Origin of the sequence: Comamonas aquatilis (assembly GCF_965139575.1) — a bacterium.
GTDB classification, from domain to species: Bacteria; Pseudomonadota; Gammaproteobacteria; order Burkholderiales; family Burkholderiaceae_C; genus Comamonas; species Comamonas aquatilis.
Map to the genome: position 1 here is coordinate 16,081 of NZ_CBCSIW010000027.1, position 17,894 is coordinate 33,974.

At 60.8% G+C, this 17,894-nt stretch carries 5 protein-coding genes; all 5 read right to left on the reverse strand.

The features are described from left to right. Positions 1 to 34: 34 nt before the first annotated feature. On the reverse strand, positions 35 to 13,843 hold the full coding sequence (locus ACNAZA_RS20595) for an Ig-like domain-containing protein (protein WP_415798366.1): 13,809 nt from the start codon (positions 13,841 to 13,843) through the stop codon (positions 35 to 37). Positions 13,844 to 13,968: 125 nt separating this feature from the next. Beyond that, positions 13,969 to 14,802 (reverse strand): phage tail protein, encoded by an 834-nt coding sequence (locus ACNAZA_RS20600; RefSeq protein ID WP_415798367.1) that lies wholly within the window; start codon positions 14,800 to 14,802, stop codon positions 13,969 to 13,971. Beyond that, a complete protein-coding gene (locus ACNAZA_RS20605) occupies positions 14,802 to 15,371 on the reverse strand; it encodes a hypothetical protein (RefSeq protein ID WP_415798368.1) in 570 nt (189 codons plus the stop codon). The genes ACNAZA_RS20600 and ACNAZA_RS20605 overlap by 1 nt, the downstream gene beginning before the upstream one ends. Before the next feature lie 174 nt (positions 15,372 to 15,545). Continuing rightward, positions 15,546 to 16,328, reverse strand: a complete 783-nt coding sequence (locus ACNAZA_RS20610; RefSeq protein WP_415798369.1) for an efflux RND transporter periplasmic adaptor subunit — start codon at positions 16,326 to 16,328, stop codon at positions 15,546 to 15,548. A gap of 8 nt (positions 16,329 to 16,336) precedes the next feature. Further along, positions 16,337 to 17,878, reverse strand: coding sequence for a TolC family protein (locus ACNAZA_RS20615; RefSeq protein WP_415798370.1), 1,542 nt, complete (start codon positions 17,876 to 17,878; stop codon positions 16,337 to 16,339). Positions 17,879 to 17,894: the final 16 nt, after the last annotated feature.

Here is a 17,894-nt window from a genome sequence, read left to right on the forward strand (position 1 = left end):
CACTACTCCTCGGGTGGCTTTACGCATGATTTCATCAACCACGGGAATACATAGGCATTCTGTGCCCTGCCTGATGCTTCGCTGCATTTGCCATCTTCTCGCTCAGTCCTGCGCGCCCTGGGAGCACGACTGATGAAGTACGAGCAGTACCGATCACCAGCTTGAAAGTTTGAACGGACTCGCGCCCCTGTCCATCGCTCACCTTGATATGCAAAACAAGTGTGGCGTTCATGTCTTTAGGTGCATTGATCAACAGCTGGCCTGTATTGCGGTCCAATTGAATCCATCCAGGCAAGGCTTGTTGCCCGGAAAAACTAAATTGCAGTGAAGATGTATCGAATGAGCTTTCTGGAGCTATCAGCAAGGCCTTCAGATTCAGGCTGGAGCCAGTTCCAGCTGGAGCAGAAAGAAGCTCAGGAGTTCCATCAAGCGCAGATCGCATTGCGTCTCCCGAGGCAGGAAGGGGCGAACCCATCCAGTCACCAAAGCCTGTGACAGCTTGCAAAGCAGTCAATCCATATTCCGCCCCGCTCTCTGCTCCTGACATTCCAGAATTTTGCGATTGATATGTTGGATTAAGTATTGCCGATGCGGAGTGGAAAAAATCAGCGCCCGGTTCCGCGACTTCTGATGGCTGAAACAGGTTGAGACCAAGCCCCGATACCCCTAAATCGGCAACCATCAACACAGCTTGTGGCAATACGGCTGGAGGTACCAGAGGCTCAACGACGAAGTCGAGCAATGCTTCTCTGGATGTATTGCCTGCTGTGTCTCTCTGCTGAACCAAAAGCCTGTGTGCACCCAGACCCGATAGTTGCAGAGAACTGCCTTGGCCGATGCTCCAGGACACACCGTTGTCCAATGAATACTGCCAGCTAGCACCAGCTTCCAGCCCAGAAACAAAGATCACACCTGTGGGCGAGATCTGCTGCCCATTCACCAAGGTATATTGATCCAGCGCAAGCTCTGGTGCTGCAGGGGCAAGCGTTTCAACAGCATAGACATTGGAGTCGGTGCTGCCCGTGCCGGTATTTCCGGCAGCATCCGCATAGCCGGTGTTGTCCAGCGTGATCAGATTGGCGGTGTTCTCGAGATTGATCGTCGGCGTCAAGGTCGCCGTCCAGGTCTTGCCGCCATCGGCAGAGCTCAAGCCGGACAGCGTGCCGTTGGCAACCGTGAAGTCCGCCGTGGTCAATCCGGTCACCGCCTCGTTAAAGGTGATCGTGACCAGCGAGGTCTCGCCCACCGACAAGGCATCGTCGGCCACCACAATGCTCGCCGTGGGACGTACCGTGTCGATGGCGTAGTTGGCCGAGTCCGTCGTCCCCGTGCCGGTATTTCCGGCAGCATCCGCATAGCCGGTGTTGTCCAGCGTGACCAGATTTCTGGTGTTGGTAATGCCCGCCGTGGGCGTCAAGGTCGCCGTCCAGGTCTTGCCGCCATCGCTGCTGCTCAAGCCGGACAGCGCACCATTGGCAACCGTGAAGTCCGCCGTGGTCAATCCGGTCACCGCCTCGTTAAAGGTGATCGTGACCAGCGAGGTCTCGCCCACCGACAAGGCATCGTCGGCCACCACAATGCTCGCCGTCGGACGCACGGTGTCGATGGCGTAGCTGCCCGAGTTCGTCATCCCCGTGCCGGTGTTGCCGGCAGCATCTGCGTAGCCGGTGTTGTCCAGCGTGATCAGATTGCCGGTATGGCTAATGTCGGCTGTCGGCGTCAAGGTCGCCGTCCAGGTCTTGCCACCATCGCTGCTGGAGACCGCACTCAGCGTACCGTTGGTAATCGTCAGGTCGCTGTTGTCAAAACCGCTGACCGCTTCGCTAAAGGTAATCGTCACCAGCGAGGTCTCGCCCACCGACAAGGCGTCGTCGGCCACCACAATGCTCGCCGTGGGGCGCAAGGTGTCGATGGCGTAGCTATTGGAATCACTTGTCCCCGTGCCGGTGTTGCCGGCGGCGTCCAGATAACCGGTGTTATCCAGCGTGATCAGATTGCTGGTGTTGGTAATGCCCGCCGTGGGCGTCAAGGTCGCCGTCCAGGTCTTGCCGCCGTCGCTGCTGCTCAAACCGGACAGGGTGCCGTTGGCGACCGTGAAGTCCGCCGTGGTCAATCCAGTCACCGCTTCGTTAAAGGTAATCGTGACCAGCGAGGTTTCGCCGACCGACAAGGCGTCGCCGGCCACCACAATGCTCGCCGTGGGACGCACAGTGTCGATGGCGTAGCTATTGGAATCACTTGTCCCCGTGCCGGTGTTGCCGGCAGCATCCACATAGCCGCTGTTGTCCAGCGTGATCAGATTGGCGGTATGGGTAATGCCCGCCGTGGGCGTCAAGGTCGCCGTCCAGGTCTTGCCGCCGTCGGCAGAGCTCAAGCCGGACAAGGTGCCGTTGGCGACCGTGAAGTCCGCCGTGGTCAATCCGGTCACCGCCTCGTTAAAGGTGATCGTGACCAGCGAGGTCTCGCTCACTTTAAGTGCCGAATCGCTCACCACAATGCTCGCCGTCGGGCGCACGGTGTCGATGGCGTAGCTGGTCGAGTCCGTCATCCCCGTGCCGGTGTTGCCGGCAGCATCCGCATAGCCAGTGTTGTCCAGCGTGATCAGATTGACGGTGTTCTCGAGATTGACCGTCGGCATCAAGGTCGCCGTCCAGGTCTTGCCGCCATCGCTGCTGCTCAAGCCGGACAGCGCACCAGTGGCAACCGTGAAGTCCGCCGTGGTCAATCCAGTCACCGCTTCGTTAAAGGTGATCGTGACCAGCGAGGTTTCGCCGACCGACAAGGCGTCGTCGGCCACCACAATGGTCGCCGTGGGACGCAAGGTGTCGATGGCGTAGTTGGCCGAGTCCGTCGTCCCCGTGCCGCTGTTGCCGGCGCCATCCACATAGCCGCTGTTATCCATCGTGATCAGATTGGCGGTATGGGTAATGCCGGCCGTGGGCGTCAAGGTGGCCGTCCAGGTCTTGCCGCCATCACTGCTGCTCAAGTCGGACAGCGCACCATTGGCAACCATGAAGTCCGCCGTGGTCAATCCAGTCACCGCTTCGTTAAAGGTGATCGTGACCAGCGAGGTTTCGCCGACCGACAAGGCATCGTCGGCCACCACAATGCTCGCCGTGGGACGCAAGGTGTCGATGGCGTAGGCATTGGAGTCGGTGCTGCCCGTGCCGGTGTTGCCGGCGCCATCCACATAGCCGCTGTTGTCCAGCGTGATCAGATTGACGGTATGGGTAATGCCAGCCGTGGGCGTCAAGGTCGCCGTCCAGGTCTTGCCGCCATCGGCAGAGCTCAAGCCGGACAGCGTGCCGTTGGCAACCGTGAAGTCCGCCGTGGTCAATCCGGTCACCGCCTCGTTAAAGGTAATGGTGACCAGCGAGGTTTCGCCCACCGACAAGGCATCGTCGGCCACCACAATGGTCGCCGTGGGACGTACCGTGTCGATGGCGTAGTTGCCCGAGTCCGTCGTCCCCGTGCCGGTGTTGCCGGCGCCATCCACATAGCCGCTGTTATCCAGCGTGATCAGATTGCTGGTGTTGGTAATGCCGGCCGTGGGCGTCAAGGTGGCCGTCCAGGTCTTGCCGCCATCGGCAGAGCTCAAGCCGGACAGCGCACCATTGGCAACCGTGAAGTCCGCCGTGGTCAAACCGCTCACCGCTTCGTTGAAGGTAATCGTCACCAGCGAGGTTTCGCCGACCGACAAGGCGTCGTCGGCCACCACAATGCTCGCCGTGGGACGCAAGGTGTCGATGGCGTAGGCATTGGAGTCGGTGCTGCCCGTGCCGGTGTTGCCGGCGCCATCCACATAGCCGCTGTTGTCCAGCGTGATCAGATTGACGGTATGGGTAATGCCAGTCGTCGGCGTCAAGGTGGCCGTCCAGGTCTTGCCGCCATCGCTGCTGCTCAAGCCGGACAGCGCACCAGTGGCAACCGTGAAGTCCGCCGTGGTCAATCCGGTCACCGCCTCGTTAAAGGTAATGGTGACCAGCGAGGTCTCGCCGACCGACAAGGCGTCGTCGGCCACCACAATGGTCGCCGTGGGACGCAAGGTGTCGATGGCGTAGTTGGCCGAGTCCGTCGTCCCCGTGCCGGTGTTGCCGGCGCCATCCACATAGCCGGTGTTATCCAGCGTGATTAGATTGGCGGTATGGGTAATGCCCGCCGTGGGCGTCAAGGTCGCCGTCCAGGTCTTGCCGCCATCGCTGCTGCTCAAACCGGACAGGGTGCCGTTGGCGACCGTGAAGTCCGCCGTGGTCAATCCGGTCACCGCCTCGTTAAAGGTGATGGTGACCAGCGAGGTCTCGCCCACCGACAAGGCGTCGTCGGCCACCACAATGCTAGCCGTGGGACGTACAGCGTCAACACGCACGCCGGAGGTACTGGCAACGTTCTTGAGTAAGGTGATCGCATCGTTACCCACTGCATCACGCATCGTCGCCCCATTGAGCTGCATGCTATTGCCGACACTGATGCCATTGCTGTCAAGTTGGCCGCTGGTAACCGTCAAACGGAATACCAGAGCATTGGTTCCGGCGCCGGATAGGTAAGTTGCATAGGCCGTGACACCATTGTCCAGAGTGACCTCCAAACGTGGTGAACCCGCAGTAGTGTCGAGTTGCACCACATCGTCCAGATGCACGGTGAAGTCGAGGTTCTGCCCGGCCACATAGCTGCCGTTGGCCGGGACATCAACGCTGGTGATACTCGGCGCAATACGGTCGACGGCATAGACTGCACCGGAGAGGCCACCGACCACCGCATTGTCCGCAGCATCGACGATACCGGTTCCGCTGCCGTTGAGGTTCAACCCCAGCGTTCCTAAACCACTCAAGCCGTTCACCAGAACAGTCCAGGTTGTGCCGTTGACCCGGGTCACAGTAGAGATCGTGCCACCGGCGCTTCCGGTGAGAGTCAAAGCGAAGTCATTGACATCCACACCGCTGACGTCTTCGCTGAAGGTCACGGTGAAGCTGACCGAGCCGTTGTTGGTCGGCGTCGCGTCGACATGGACAATGCCGCTGGCGCTCGGTGCGGTGGTGTCCACCAGCACACCGGCAGTGCTGCCGAGGCCATTGAGCGCCAGATTCAGGTTATTGCCGGCAAGATCGGTGAGGGATTCGCCGCGCAAGTCTAGGGTGTTGACAGCGATACCGTCGGTATCGGTGTCACCACTCTGCACGGTGTACTTGAACACCAACTGCGCGCTACCGCTGCCCGAGATATAGGTGGCGTAACGGGTCGCGCCGCCCACATTCAGCACCAGCCGTGGCGGCAGGCCGCCGATCTGAACCGCCTCACTGGCGGTCAGGGTGAACGACAGCTCGCTGCCGGCCTTATAGCTGCCATCGGCCGGAACCGCCACGCTGACCACCGTCGGCACCACACCGTCGACCTTGACGTTGGCCGGGCTGGCGATGTTGTTCAACGCGGTCACGCTGTCGTTGCCAGCAGTATCACGGATGCTGCCGCCGTTGGGGTCGAGGCTGCTGCCGAGCGTGACGCCAGTGCTGTCGAGCTGCCCGCTCGCCACCACCAGACGAAACACCAGGGCGTTGCTGCCGGAACCGGAAGCGTACTGGGCGTACACCGTACCGCCAGTGTCCAGGGTCACGGCGATACGCGGGATGCCTCCCACGGTACTGACCACCACGTTTTCACTGAAGTTGACCGTGAAATCGAGGTTCTGGCCGATGATGTAGCTGCCACCGGACGGCATGCCGACGCTGGTCACCACCGGTACCACACCATCGACCACGATGTTGCTGCGACCGCCCAGAGAGTCCGCACCGCCTACGGTCGGCAGGGTCAGGATCGCCACTTCGCCAGCGGTGTTGGTCAGTACCGCGTTATTGAGTTGCAGCGCCGCCGTGCTCTGGAAGTCGAGGTCGGCGCTGGTGTCACCGGCCTGCACGATGTACTTGAACACCAGCGTGTTGCTGCCCGCCCCGCTCACGTAGACCGCACTGCGATCCAGCAGCCCGGTTTCCAGCAACAGGCTTGGCGTGCCACCGCTGAGGTCGACGTTCATCGTCTGGTCAAAGACCATGTTGATCAGCACTTCGTCGCCGATCTTCACGGCACGGTCCAGGCCCTGGGCAGAAACACTGGTGACCGCCGGGTTGGCTGGAACCACGGTGATGAGGATTAGGTCGAAATCGGTCTTGGCACCGCCGCTGCCGGAAAAGCCCATGTCGTTGGTCTGGATGCTCATTTGAGCATTGCCGAGGAAGCCGGTGGTCGGCTTGAACGTCAGACTCTGCAGCGTGGTGTTGAGAGCAGCCAGGGTACCCTGCATGCGGATGGATGTGTCATCGACGCCGTCGCCGGTCACGAAGCTCACACCGCCGGCAGCGGTCAGCGACATGGTGCCGTTCACCGAGTTGAGGATCACGATCACGTTGCTGCTACCGGCATCCGGATCGCTAAAAGAAATGGCGTTGCCTTTAAGGGTGTTGAACGCCAGGACCTCGTTCTGCTTGGTGCTCTGAGCACCCGGCACACTGTTGACCGGCGCATCGTTCACCGCGGAGACGTTGATGATCACGGTCTTGCTATCGGTCTGCGCAGCGCCGCCGGTATTGCCGTTGTCGTTGATCGATACCGTCAGCAGCACGCTGTCGGTGCTGTTGAGGGCAGTCTGGAACGACACGCGGGTGGCGGCGATGAAGGTGTTGATATCGCTCAGGCTGCCAGACAGAGTGAGCGTGCCGGTACCCGAACCATCCACCGTGACCCCGCTGCCGGAGACGGCGCGCAGGACGCCGCTTGGTACCGAGAAGGTTGCAGTAACCGAAGCATTGCCGGCGTCCACGTCGCTGAAGCTGATGTTGGTCACGCCGCCTGGCACATCTTCGGTCACGGTGAGCGATACCGGTACGGTGACCACCGGCGCGTCGTTCACCGGGGTGACCGAGAGGGTGATGGTCTTGGTGTCGGTACCGACGCTGCCAGTGTCGACCAAAACCGTCAGAGTCGCGTCGACCGTGGAGTTGGCGGCCGTGGTGTAGGTCACGCGGTTGTTGGAAATGAAGGCATTGACATTGGCGATGGTACCGCTCAGGGTCATTGCGGCAGGGGTTCCGCCCACGGTCACGCCAGCGCCGCCTAGGGCTCCAAGGGTGCCGGAGGTGACGCTCAGGGTCATGAAGATGTTGCTGGAGTCAGGATCGCTGATGCTGATCTGGCTGATTACCGTGGCGATGTCCTCTAGCACCGTGATGCTCGTCGGCACATTGATCAGCGGTGCGTCATCCACGGCGCTGATGAGGATGTTACGGGAGACGCTCAGGGAGTCCAGGCTACCGTCATTGACCTTGAACTCTACGGTGCGGGTCCCGACTGTGGGCGATTCCGACAGGTTGGTGAAGGTCACCGCCTGCAACGCCGCCTGGAACTGCGCCAGGCTCGCCTGGTTGCCGGCAGAGGTTAGGGTCAAGGTGCCAGTGCCGGCATCCCACGTGCCGATGATATTGCCCATGGTCGCCGAAACGGAAACCAGCGCCAGGTAATCATTGCCGTTGCTGTAGTTGTTCGAGATGCGCGCGGTCGCCGAGGCGATGTACGGGCCGTCGGCATCGGTGATGGTCAGGCCGCTGTCGATGACGACCGGGATCGACGTGGTGTTGTTGCCCTCGGTCCAGGTCAGGTTGCCAACACTGCCGGTGAGGGTCGGCGCGTCGTTGACCGCTGTCACGGTGATGCTGGCAGTGTCGAGTCCGGCGGAGAACGGCGTAATGCCGCCAGCAGAGGACGCAACGGCCTTGGTGCCGTGCATGCCGTTGGTGATGCCGGTCTGGTCCCAGGCGCGGAACGTGAAGCTGGCGGTGGTGCCGCTGACACCATTCGGTACAAAACGTACATGGTCGCTGGAGCGCAACAGCAGTGCCGAGTTGAGGCTGACGACACCGACGTTGTACCAGTTGCTGCCGTTGAGGCTGTACTGCCAGGTGCCATTGCCTGCGTTCAGGCTGGTAATGGCGATGCCCTTGACCGCGCTGGTATCGACATCGGTGTAATTGGTGGAGTAGAGCGTGCTGACCAGCACACCGACGTCGTTGATCTGGCTATCGGTCAAGCCTGGCAGCGTCGGCGACCCTGCGGTCAGCACCGGCGCGTCGTTGGCGTTGGTGACGGTCAGCGAGGCCGTTGCGGTACCGCTAGAGTACGCGCTGCTGCCACCGGCGATGCTGGCGTCACCTGTACGCGGGGTACTGGCGGAAGACGCAGTCCCGCTGGTCTGGTCCCAGGCGCGCAGGGTAAAGGTCGCGGTCTCGCCATTGACACTGCCGGGGGTGTAACGGACAAACGTGGTGCCCGTCAGCAGCAGCGCGGTGCTGTTGGAGAGCGTGCCGAAGGCGGTCCAGCCGGTGACGCCGTTGAGGGAAAACTGCCAGGTGCCGTTACCGGTGGTGGCCGTAACTGCTGCCCCGAGCAGCGCGCCGGAGTCCGGATCGCTGTAGGTCAGGCCAGCCAGCACCGTGTTGATCTGGACCCCGGTGGACGGGATGTCTTCAGTAGTACCAGTCAGCAAGTACGGACCGCCTGCAAGCGTTGGCGCATCGTTCACCGCGACCAGGGTAATCACGCTGGATATTGCCACGTTTGTGGCGTCGAGTCCGCCATTAGCGGTACCGCCACTGTCGCGAATGCTGGTCAGCTTCACGGTGCGGCTACCACCGGAGGGGCTATCACTGTCGTTGCGGTAGGCCAGGGAGTTGACGATGCTCTGTGCCAGAGCCACGGAAATACTGGTATGGGAAATGGTGACGTTGGCAACGCTACCAGTCACCGTGACCGATACGCTCAGCCCGTTGCTACCAGTAGTCGCGATGAACCCGTTGGTCAGAGTGATGTCAGTGCCGTCGATCACCAGCTTCTCGAAGCTGCCGTTGGCAAGGTTGTTCACCTCCACGCCAATTTGCTTGATGCTCTGCCCGACTTCGACGGTGCTGATGCTGGTGCCGCTGTAAAGCTGCACCGCAGAGCCGTTCTCGGTATAGGTTGGGCTGGAGCCGGTGGAGGTCAAGATCGGCGCATCGTTTACGTTGGTAACGCTGACGGTGATGTCCGCGTTGCCGCTGGTTGCGCCGTCGCCATCATTCACGGTAATGCGCACGGTACGGGTAGCGGTGCTGGGATCGGCGGTGTTGCTATTGGTATAGCTGATGCTGCGCACCAAAGCCTGGACGGCTGCCGGGGTCGCATTGGCGTTCAGGCTGATCACCAGGTCGTTGCTGCCGGCCCCGCCGGCGAAGCTGCCTATGACTTGACCTCCGAATGTGATGTTCAAGCCCGAAACACCGATCTGCCCTGCCCCAACCCCTTGGTTCACGATGGCCAGAATGTCTTCGCCGTTGACGCGGTTCGCAACGATAGCGACGGTAACGTTGCCGCTATTGAAATCCACGGAGGTGTTGTCAAGAACCGTGGCGTCGTTGCCGGAGTCCAGCAGGACTGCGCTTGCACCCTCGATGAAAACCACGCTGTCACCATTCAGGTTGCCCAGCACAGGTGCATCATTAACCGGCGCAGTCAGGGCGAAGTCATTGCCGGTGCCGCCGACGTAGCTGGCAGTCATCACGACACCGTTGCCGCTAGCCGTGACGGTGCCGCCTTCGGCTAGGCCGCTGAAGCTGCCTGTCACGTTGTCGTTGAGATTGTTGTTGATCAGTGTGTAGGAATCGCCAGAACCGGGGGTATAGCCACCGCTCACAACCAAGATTGCACCGGAAACGCCTACTGTTCCATTGACAACCAACTGGTCGTACTGGCTGCCGGCCGTCGTGCCATTGATCTCGACCGCCAGGGTGCTGCCTACCTCCATCTGCAAGTTGCCGTTCAGCGTCAGGGTGCCGACGCTGTAGCCCGGCGAGAGGACGCCCCCCCCCCGCACGGTGACGGTATTGTTCGAGGCGGTGGCGAAGATGCTGCCGGTGCCGGCCAGCGTGGCGCCGGAAGCCACGGTCATGGCGGATGTGCCAGACAGGTCGCTGGTCACAACAAGCTTACCGGCCGAAACAGTTGTGGAGCCCGAATAGCTGCCACCGCCCGACAGGGTCAGTGTGCCGCTTCCGCTCTTGGTCAGGGCACCCAAACCGCCTATCGCACCGCTCAGGCTGACGGCCAGGCCGGAGTCCACCAAGATTCTGCCGGCGCTGGCGCCCAGCATGATCGCATTGTCGACGGTCCCTGAACTGGTGACCGACAACGTGCCGTCGTTGAGTTGCAGGGTTCCGCTGCCCAGATTGGCATCGCCACTGATGGAAACCGTACCGCCGCTCAACACTTGCACCCCCCAACTCTGTCCGCTATTGGCGCCGGACAGAGTGAAAGTGCCTCCGCCGTCCAGCGCGAGACTGCCGCTGCCGGTGACGCTGCCAGAGAAGGTGCTGCTGGAGCCGTTGATGCCTATCGTCAGCACCGAGTTTCCGAGAGCCAGCGTACCGGCGCCAGACAAGGCATCTATTGTCTCGTCGGCCGAGAGGCTCAAGGTCGCGCCTGACGCAATCGCCACTAAGGTGTTGTCGTCCAGCGCACCGCCGATGCGGTTGAGCGTCAGTCCGCCCGCCGACACGGTGGTGGCACCGGTATAGAGATTGTTGCCTGTCAGCGTCAGCGTGCCGCTGCCGGCCTTGGTCAGGCCTGAGGTACCCGAAATCACGCCCGAATAGGTCGTGCTAGTGTTGTCGCCACCGACAGTTAGCCCAGCGTTAAGCACTACGCTGCCTGAGCCCGCCAACGAGCCAATGGTTTCCGCATTGGAGACGGTCAGCACGGTGCCTGACGACAGCGTCACCGCGCTGGTATTGCCGAGCGCCGAGCCACCGGAGAGCGTCAGTCCGCCAGCCGCGAGGTTCACGGCACCAAAATGGCTGCTGTTGGTGCCGGACAACGTCAGCGTTCCGGAGCCGCTTTTGGTCAGCAAGTTAGCGCCGCTGAGGGTGCCGCTCAGCGTGGCGTTGGCGCTGGTGCTGATGGTCGATGCGGATGGCAGCGAGATCGCGTTGTCGACCGTGGTGACGCCAGTGATGGCCAGCGTACCGCCATTGAGCGTGATGGTGCCGGAACTCAGGTGGTCGTCTGCAGCGATTGACAGCGTGCCAGCGGTGATGGTGGTACCGGCGCTGAGCCCTGCTTCGTTGCCACTGTTGGACAGGACCAACGTACCGGAGTCGGTCTTGTTCATAGCATAAGCGCCGGACATAGCACCGCTGAGCGTCAGTATGGCGCCCGAAGCCGCACTGATGTCGGCCGCATCCGTCAGCGTGACCGTGCCACTCACGGTGCTGTTGCCGCTGACCAGATGAAGCGCACCGTAGTTGACGGCGGCGACCGTCTTGCCGCTGCCCGCGAGGCTGAAGGACTCGGCAACAGTGAGCGCGCCGGCCAGGCGCACAGTGGCACCGTTGCTCACCGTGGTGGAGCCAGCCGTAGTGCCCAGCGCATTGGTGTGGCTCACGATCACCGTGCCGGCGGCGATGTTGGTGGCGCCGGCATAGGTGTTGTTGCCGCTCAACTCCAGAATGGCCTGGCCATTTTTGGTCAGCGTGCCGATGCCCGAAACGACACCGGACAGCACCACCGCAGTGGACCCTGCCCCGCCACCGACATTGATGATGCCGCCGGCCGCGCCCAGCACGATGGCGTTGTCTATGGCCATGGCGCTGGCGGCGTTAGTCAGCGAGCCGCCGTTGAGCGTCAGCGTGCCAGAAGACAGGTGATCGTCGCTGCTCACCTGCAAAGTACCGCCATTGACCGTCATGCCGCCCGACATATTGGCCTCATTGCTGACGCTCGAAAGTACCAGCGTGCCACCACCGGACTTGCTCAGCGCACCGCTACCGCCGAGCGTCACGGCAATGGTGACGGTCCCTGTGGAATTGCTAAAGCCCAGCGTGGTGCCTGCGCCCAGAGTGATGGTGCTACCACCATTGATAGTGAGACCCGATGCCGAATCGGCATTGAGGGTCAGGCTTTCGTTGATGGCCAGGCTGCCGGCCAACGATACAGCGCTGTTGAAATTGCTGGAGAAAACCAGAGTCTGGCTGCCGGTGACATCGGCCGCCGCGATGGCCACGGCCTCGCTGAAGCTCACGCCATCGCTGATGTTGATGGTCGCGGTGTCGGTGGTGTTGGTGACATAGATAGTGTCGCTGGTCACCGTCACGTTAGCCATGGTGCTGCTGGCGCCATCGCTGAGCGTGTAGCGCATCGTGGCATCGCCCGCCGGCGTATCGTTACGGTAGCTGATGTGCCGCGCGACGTCGTTGACCAGCGCGGTCGTGGCCGCTGTGCCGCTGCTGGTGAACGTGATATTCATCACGCCGCCGATGCTCGTATAGGTCGCAAAGGTAAACCCGCCCGATTGCAAGCTACCGCTGGTCGTACCGGTCACGGTGAACAACGCACCCGTGGTGTTGAATCCAAGCATGTCGGCCGATACTGCGGTGCCGCTACGCTGCACCGTCAGGGAGGCACCGGACCAATTGCCGTTGCCACCGTTCAGCGCGCCAAACTCAGTATCGGCAAAGACTGCATTACCACCCACATCGAGATTGACGCTATTGCTCACGCCAGCCCAGGCGACGCTGTCGCCGTTGATGTTGCTGATGACAGGCGCGGTGTTGAACGTGGAGATATTGCTCAACGCAATATTGTCGAAAGCCCATGCCAATTCTCCCCCGTTATCCGGCGTGGTGATCGTGACGCTGGTCACGCCCAAGAAATACTCGGGATGAGCGGCATTGCTCACATTAAAAACCCAGGTGTTGTTGACCCAGGTCGGCGTGAAGGTTTCGCTCCCCTTGGCAGTCGTCAGGGTAATGCTTCCATCAAGATATAAAGGAACCAGCATGAACGAGCTTAGGTCGAAGCTTTTTCCACCACTGACCGTCAGCGTGAGCATCGACTCGGGCGACTGGCCGCCCTCACCTGTTGCAACCAGAAGGCCTGAGGCATCGCTGACGAACCCGAAGTTGTTCTCAGTGCTAACCAGCAATCTGGCATCTTTGGCAGTAATGACCAGCGTATCTGAGCCAATGGTTTGCGTGATGGCTTTATCGTTCGCACCGTCCAGCACATTTTCAAAATCGAAAATTGTCGTAGCCAGAAGGCTCTGATAATCGCTCGCTATCAGGGTGCCGGCTTCTATCGTTCCCGCACTGTATTCCAAGGCCCAGTCACCGCCAAGCAAGGCGATGCCAGTGGCATCGCTGGAGGCAGCCACATCGGCGCCGCTTACCTGGGATAGATGCTCAATGAAATTCTGACCCACCGGGGTTTGCGCCAGATCGCAACCGTAGAGCAGCACATCGCCATCGGGCTTGAGGGCGCTTCCCAGCTCAGTCAGTTCCGCCCGCACCTGCGTATTCGACAGACTGGCGTCGGTCAATGTGGTGCTGCCCAGGTGCAACTGGCCATCATTGCCATGCGACAGGATGTGGATCGCATCCAGTCCGCTCTGGCCCGCAGCCCAGGCAGCTATCTGAGCCAAGCCGTCGGCCCTACCGTCGAACTCGACAATGCCCACGCCGTCGCGTACGCCAGCTTCCAGCGTCTTGTAGTTGGCCAGCGAGGTATCGACGAGTACGACTTCTTTTTTTCCGCCGTCGCGCGCAGCGGGGGCGGCGCGCACCTCGACGGCCTGAGGCAGCAGCAGCGGCCCACTGTCATGTGCCACGGCAGCCGAAGCCGTATGCGCGGCGTCGGCTGCGGCACCGTCAAACATAAAGCGCTGCTCCAGCGCCAGCGGGCGCAAGCTGGAGACCATGGGGGCAGTACCTGCCACGCGGCCACCACGGGCTGGCGAGCCAGAATTACCACGGGTCAGAATACTGAAGAGCTTCATGATCGTTGATCAACAGGTTATTGAAAGCGCTTGCGCAAAACGGGAATCAATCCAATCAGCGCATCGGGCTAGGTTGCCGAAAAAATGGACTGCAGGTGCAACGATCCATGAGCCAATGGCAGCAATCACGGACGTGTCGGGTAAATACCGTCCGAGACAATGCAGAAATTCAGTGCCTGCCGTGGAGGAATGGTGGCCACCGTGGCCGTTGGCCCCACCCCCACAGTAGCTGTTCCGGTCACCGGCAGATTCACCGAGCCTGTGGCTTGGCCGCTTACCGTGCCACCGGAGACCGCCAGGTTATGTGATGAAGGCACTGCGACCTTGGTGGCACCCGGCGGGTAGAAATTGTTTGAAACCCCTGTTTTTCCCACTGTATTGCTGGTGCTTGAGGGGATATTGACACCGCTGCTGGGCGAACCATCTCCGTTGAGCGCATTGACTGTCACATTGCCGGTAATGCTTTGTCCGGTAATGGCCGTATTGGCCAATGGCAAAGTAAGGGAGCCCGTGACATTTCCAGCTAAGTTTGCAGAAAATCTCGGCAAATTGGCGGCATTCAAAACAACCGACTCTTGCCCATCTTTTTGCCCATACGGAACGTTACTTAGATTTGGGCCTGCGCCAGTTCCCACCGGCATGCGCCCGCGCATATCCGGCAGCCCGAATGTCGTACGTCCGTCCCCTCCATACGTTGCTCCCAGCAAGGCGTATAAGACTTGATATTGCATAACGGACACGGTTTGCCCTTGCATAGGCAAGGTCCCACTGGGACACCAATTGAAGGCAACCACGCAGACCGAGCCCACATAGTCTTCAGAACCACAGGCCAGCGCATTGGACAGGGGCGCAGCGCCCAGCATGGCCCACAAAGCCGCGCGGCCGACCAGAGTGCGAGGACGCAAAAAAACGTGAAATTTCATGGTAGGTGCAAGGTAGGAGGTGGAGATATCTGCCATCAGCGTGCCGAATCCATCAATGGCGCCGTGGTGCACAAAGAGTTTCCTAAGGGCTGAGGCTCCTGAGCCTTGATGCCACAGCTATAACCTGTTCCACCCATGGAGCCTCCCTCGGCCAGCCGAGCGACATGCCACTGGTTGCCGTCCAGGGCCTTGCAGGCAGCTGCGTTGAACAGCGCGGCTTCTTGTACCGTAACCAGTCGGTGGCCTGCCGGGCAACTGTTGTCCTGGTTATGCAAACGCAATGGCAAGCTGTAGCACAGGGTGGCCGCTTGCTTGCTGTTGTCCTTGTGCTTGACGTGGCACCAGCCGCCCACGGTGCTGATCGAGCCACCTCCCAGCAGCCGAGCGCTGGGCGTGCCGTTCAAGGCCTTGCATGCCTGCTCCTCATAAGTCATGGCCGCACTGATGGACAGTGCGTAGCTGCCACCGGGGCAAGCTTGCTCGCCATCGCCGCTGGCCAGCCGAAAATCCGCTGCCAGACTGCTCTGCGCAGCCAATGCCAGCAGGCCTGTTGCCCACAGAGCAGCAAGGCGGGAGTTGCGACGCACAAATAATGACTTGGTCATGTTGCTCACTTCAAAGGTTGATAAGCCTTGCAAATCCCCACCTTGGTGGTCGAAAAATCCCAAATCAATAGCAGCCCGTGCTCATGCAATAAAGACCAATGCCGAATTTCATGCCCAAACATGAGACTCCATGGCCCCATGCCTGCCCACGACGGTCCGGGACGGCAAAGCGTATTACTTGAGTTCTGGCGACCTGAGCAGCACTTGCCCGCTCATGCCCGCTATCAATTCGGGAAACTTGCCGTTGATGGCAGCATTGACCTTGATGGACTGGCTGACCGGGTCCACTCTTGCCGCCAGGCGCTGCACCTTGGCAGGATAGGCCTTGCCGGTTTCATCAATGCGCACCTGAAACTCCGTGGCCTGGTTCAGCCAAGTGAGCCAGCGTGAGGGAACCAGGAATTCCAACTCCAGCAGGCTGTCGTCAATGATGTCCAGCAGGGGCTGGCCTGGCTGGGCATATTGCTGCTCGCGAATTTTTTGCTCGGCCACCCGACCTGCATAGGGTGCGGTAATCTGGCATTTACTCAGCAGACTGCGGTTGGCTGAGACTTCTGCCCTGGCCTTGTTCCATTCGGCCTGAGAGACATCCAGTTCCACCTTGCCGACTGAGTTCAACTCCGCCAGACGCTGGTTGGCTTTCCAGGTTTTTTCGGTGGCGTCAACGCCTGCCTGGGCCTTGTTGAGCTGTGCTTGCGGCAGGCTGCAGTCAAACTGCACCAACAGCTGACCTTGGCGAAAGGCCGCGCCTTCCGTTATGGGCAGGCGCTGCACTTTGGCACCGATCTCGGCCGCCAGCGTGGTGTAACGACGCGGCGCCAACTGGGCACGTATCTCACGCTGTTCCAGAACACTGGGCAATGCAGCCTTGGGTTTGGGCATCGGCGTGGGCGCACTAGGCTGGGCATGGGCGCCCATGGAGAGGCCTAAAAGCATCCATAGAGCATTACGAGGCACGAAACGCATCATTGAATCTGCCCTGCTTCCCAGCTTTGCAACGATCGGGCCACGGCCTGCGTGAGTTCGGGCAAGGGCATGTTGTCCGTGCCTTCAATCACGGGCTCCATGCCCAGCGTGGCTTGCAGGCGGGAGCTTGCAGCCTGCATATTGGACAGGGCTTGATAGCGGCGCAGCACCGACAGAATGGTGGCCGTACGTTGGGAAACCAGCTCCAGTGCATTGATCTTCTCGGCCTGCAGCTGGTTGCTCACATGCTCGGAAATGCGCTGATCCACATCGGCAATGGTTTGTGCTCTTTCATATTGGTGCACGGCATTGGCGAACTGCAGACGGGCAACATGCAACTGAGTCAATACCGCCATCTGGGTAGCCAGGCGACGCTGATCGGCCAGTTTGACACCGGCATCAGCCAGTTGGCGCTGGGCCGGCAAGGCCAGCAAGCCCAGCAGATTGAAGGAAATCTGCAGGCCTGCATCCTGCCAGCGGTCATTGATCAGATAGCTGTCGCTGCTTTTGTTGGCGCCATAGTTGAAGGACAGGCCAGGGAACATGCGCAGCATCACGCGCTTGGTTTCCTCGTTGGCAATACGGGCGTTGTACAGGCTCTCACGCAAATCGGGGTTGAGCAGCAGGGCCCGGTCTTCCAGCTTTTCCACGGGTTGCTCCAGCCAGCGCTTGGCGTTGGACATGGCCGGCTCCACCACGCGCAGCGGCTGCTGGAGCGCACCGGGCGGCATGCCCATCAGTGAGGACAGCTCCACGCGCGCGGAAGACAGCTCCTGCTGCACGGCTTCCAGCAGGCGTATGTTTTCCAGCAACTGGCGCTGATAGCGCAGCGGGTCCAGCGGTGAACGCAGTTTTTCGGCTTCCACCTTGCGCGAGTCGTCCAGCGCCTTGTCGGCCTCCTGCGCGGCGGTGGAGAGCGAGGACTCGAGTGCCTGGGCCGCAGCCACGCGCCAATAAGCAATGCGCACATCCTGGATCAGCGTGTGGATCGCTTTGCGGCGGCGCTCAGACGCAATCTGGGCCCGGTCCGCATGCTGGCGCGCAGCATAGTAGCTTTGACCAAAGTCCAGCAGACTCCAGGAAAAACTCAGCGAAGTCAGCGTGGATTCCCTGTCCGAGGATATATAGGGATGTGCCAGAGAAGGCGCCCCCGTCACCGAATCCGTGCTGCGGCTGATCAGATCCTTGTCGCGATAACGGTAACCAGCCGAAGCCACCAGTCTGGGCAGCATGTCGAACTTGGCCACATCGGCCGTGCCCTGGGCCACAGCCTCCTCCATGCCGCGCAAGCGCTGAGCAGAGTTGTACTTGATGGCACGGGCAATGGCCTCCTCAAGACTGACAGGGCCGCTCAGAGCAACCGCATCCTTGCCCAGGCTTTGCTTGTCTGCCTGAACCTGCGACTGTATTTCTGCCGTGGACAGCGCCTGGCTGGTTAAATTGGCACAGCCGGTCAGCCAAATGGCAGACCCGAGCAAGGCGGTCAGCCGGACACGGCCACGAAAATTTGTCTCTGATCGGTCGTGAGCAAGGGTGTTCATATCTGCGATGGAGAGA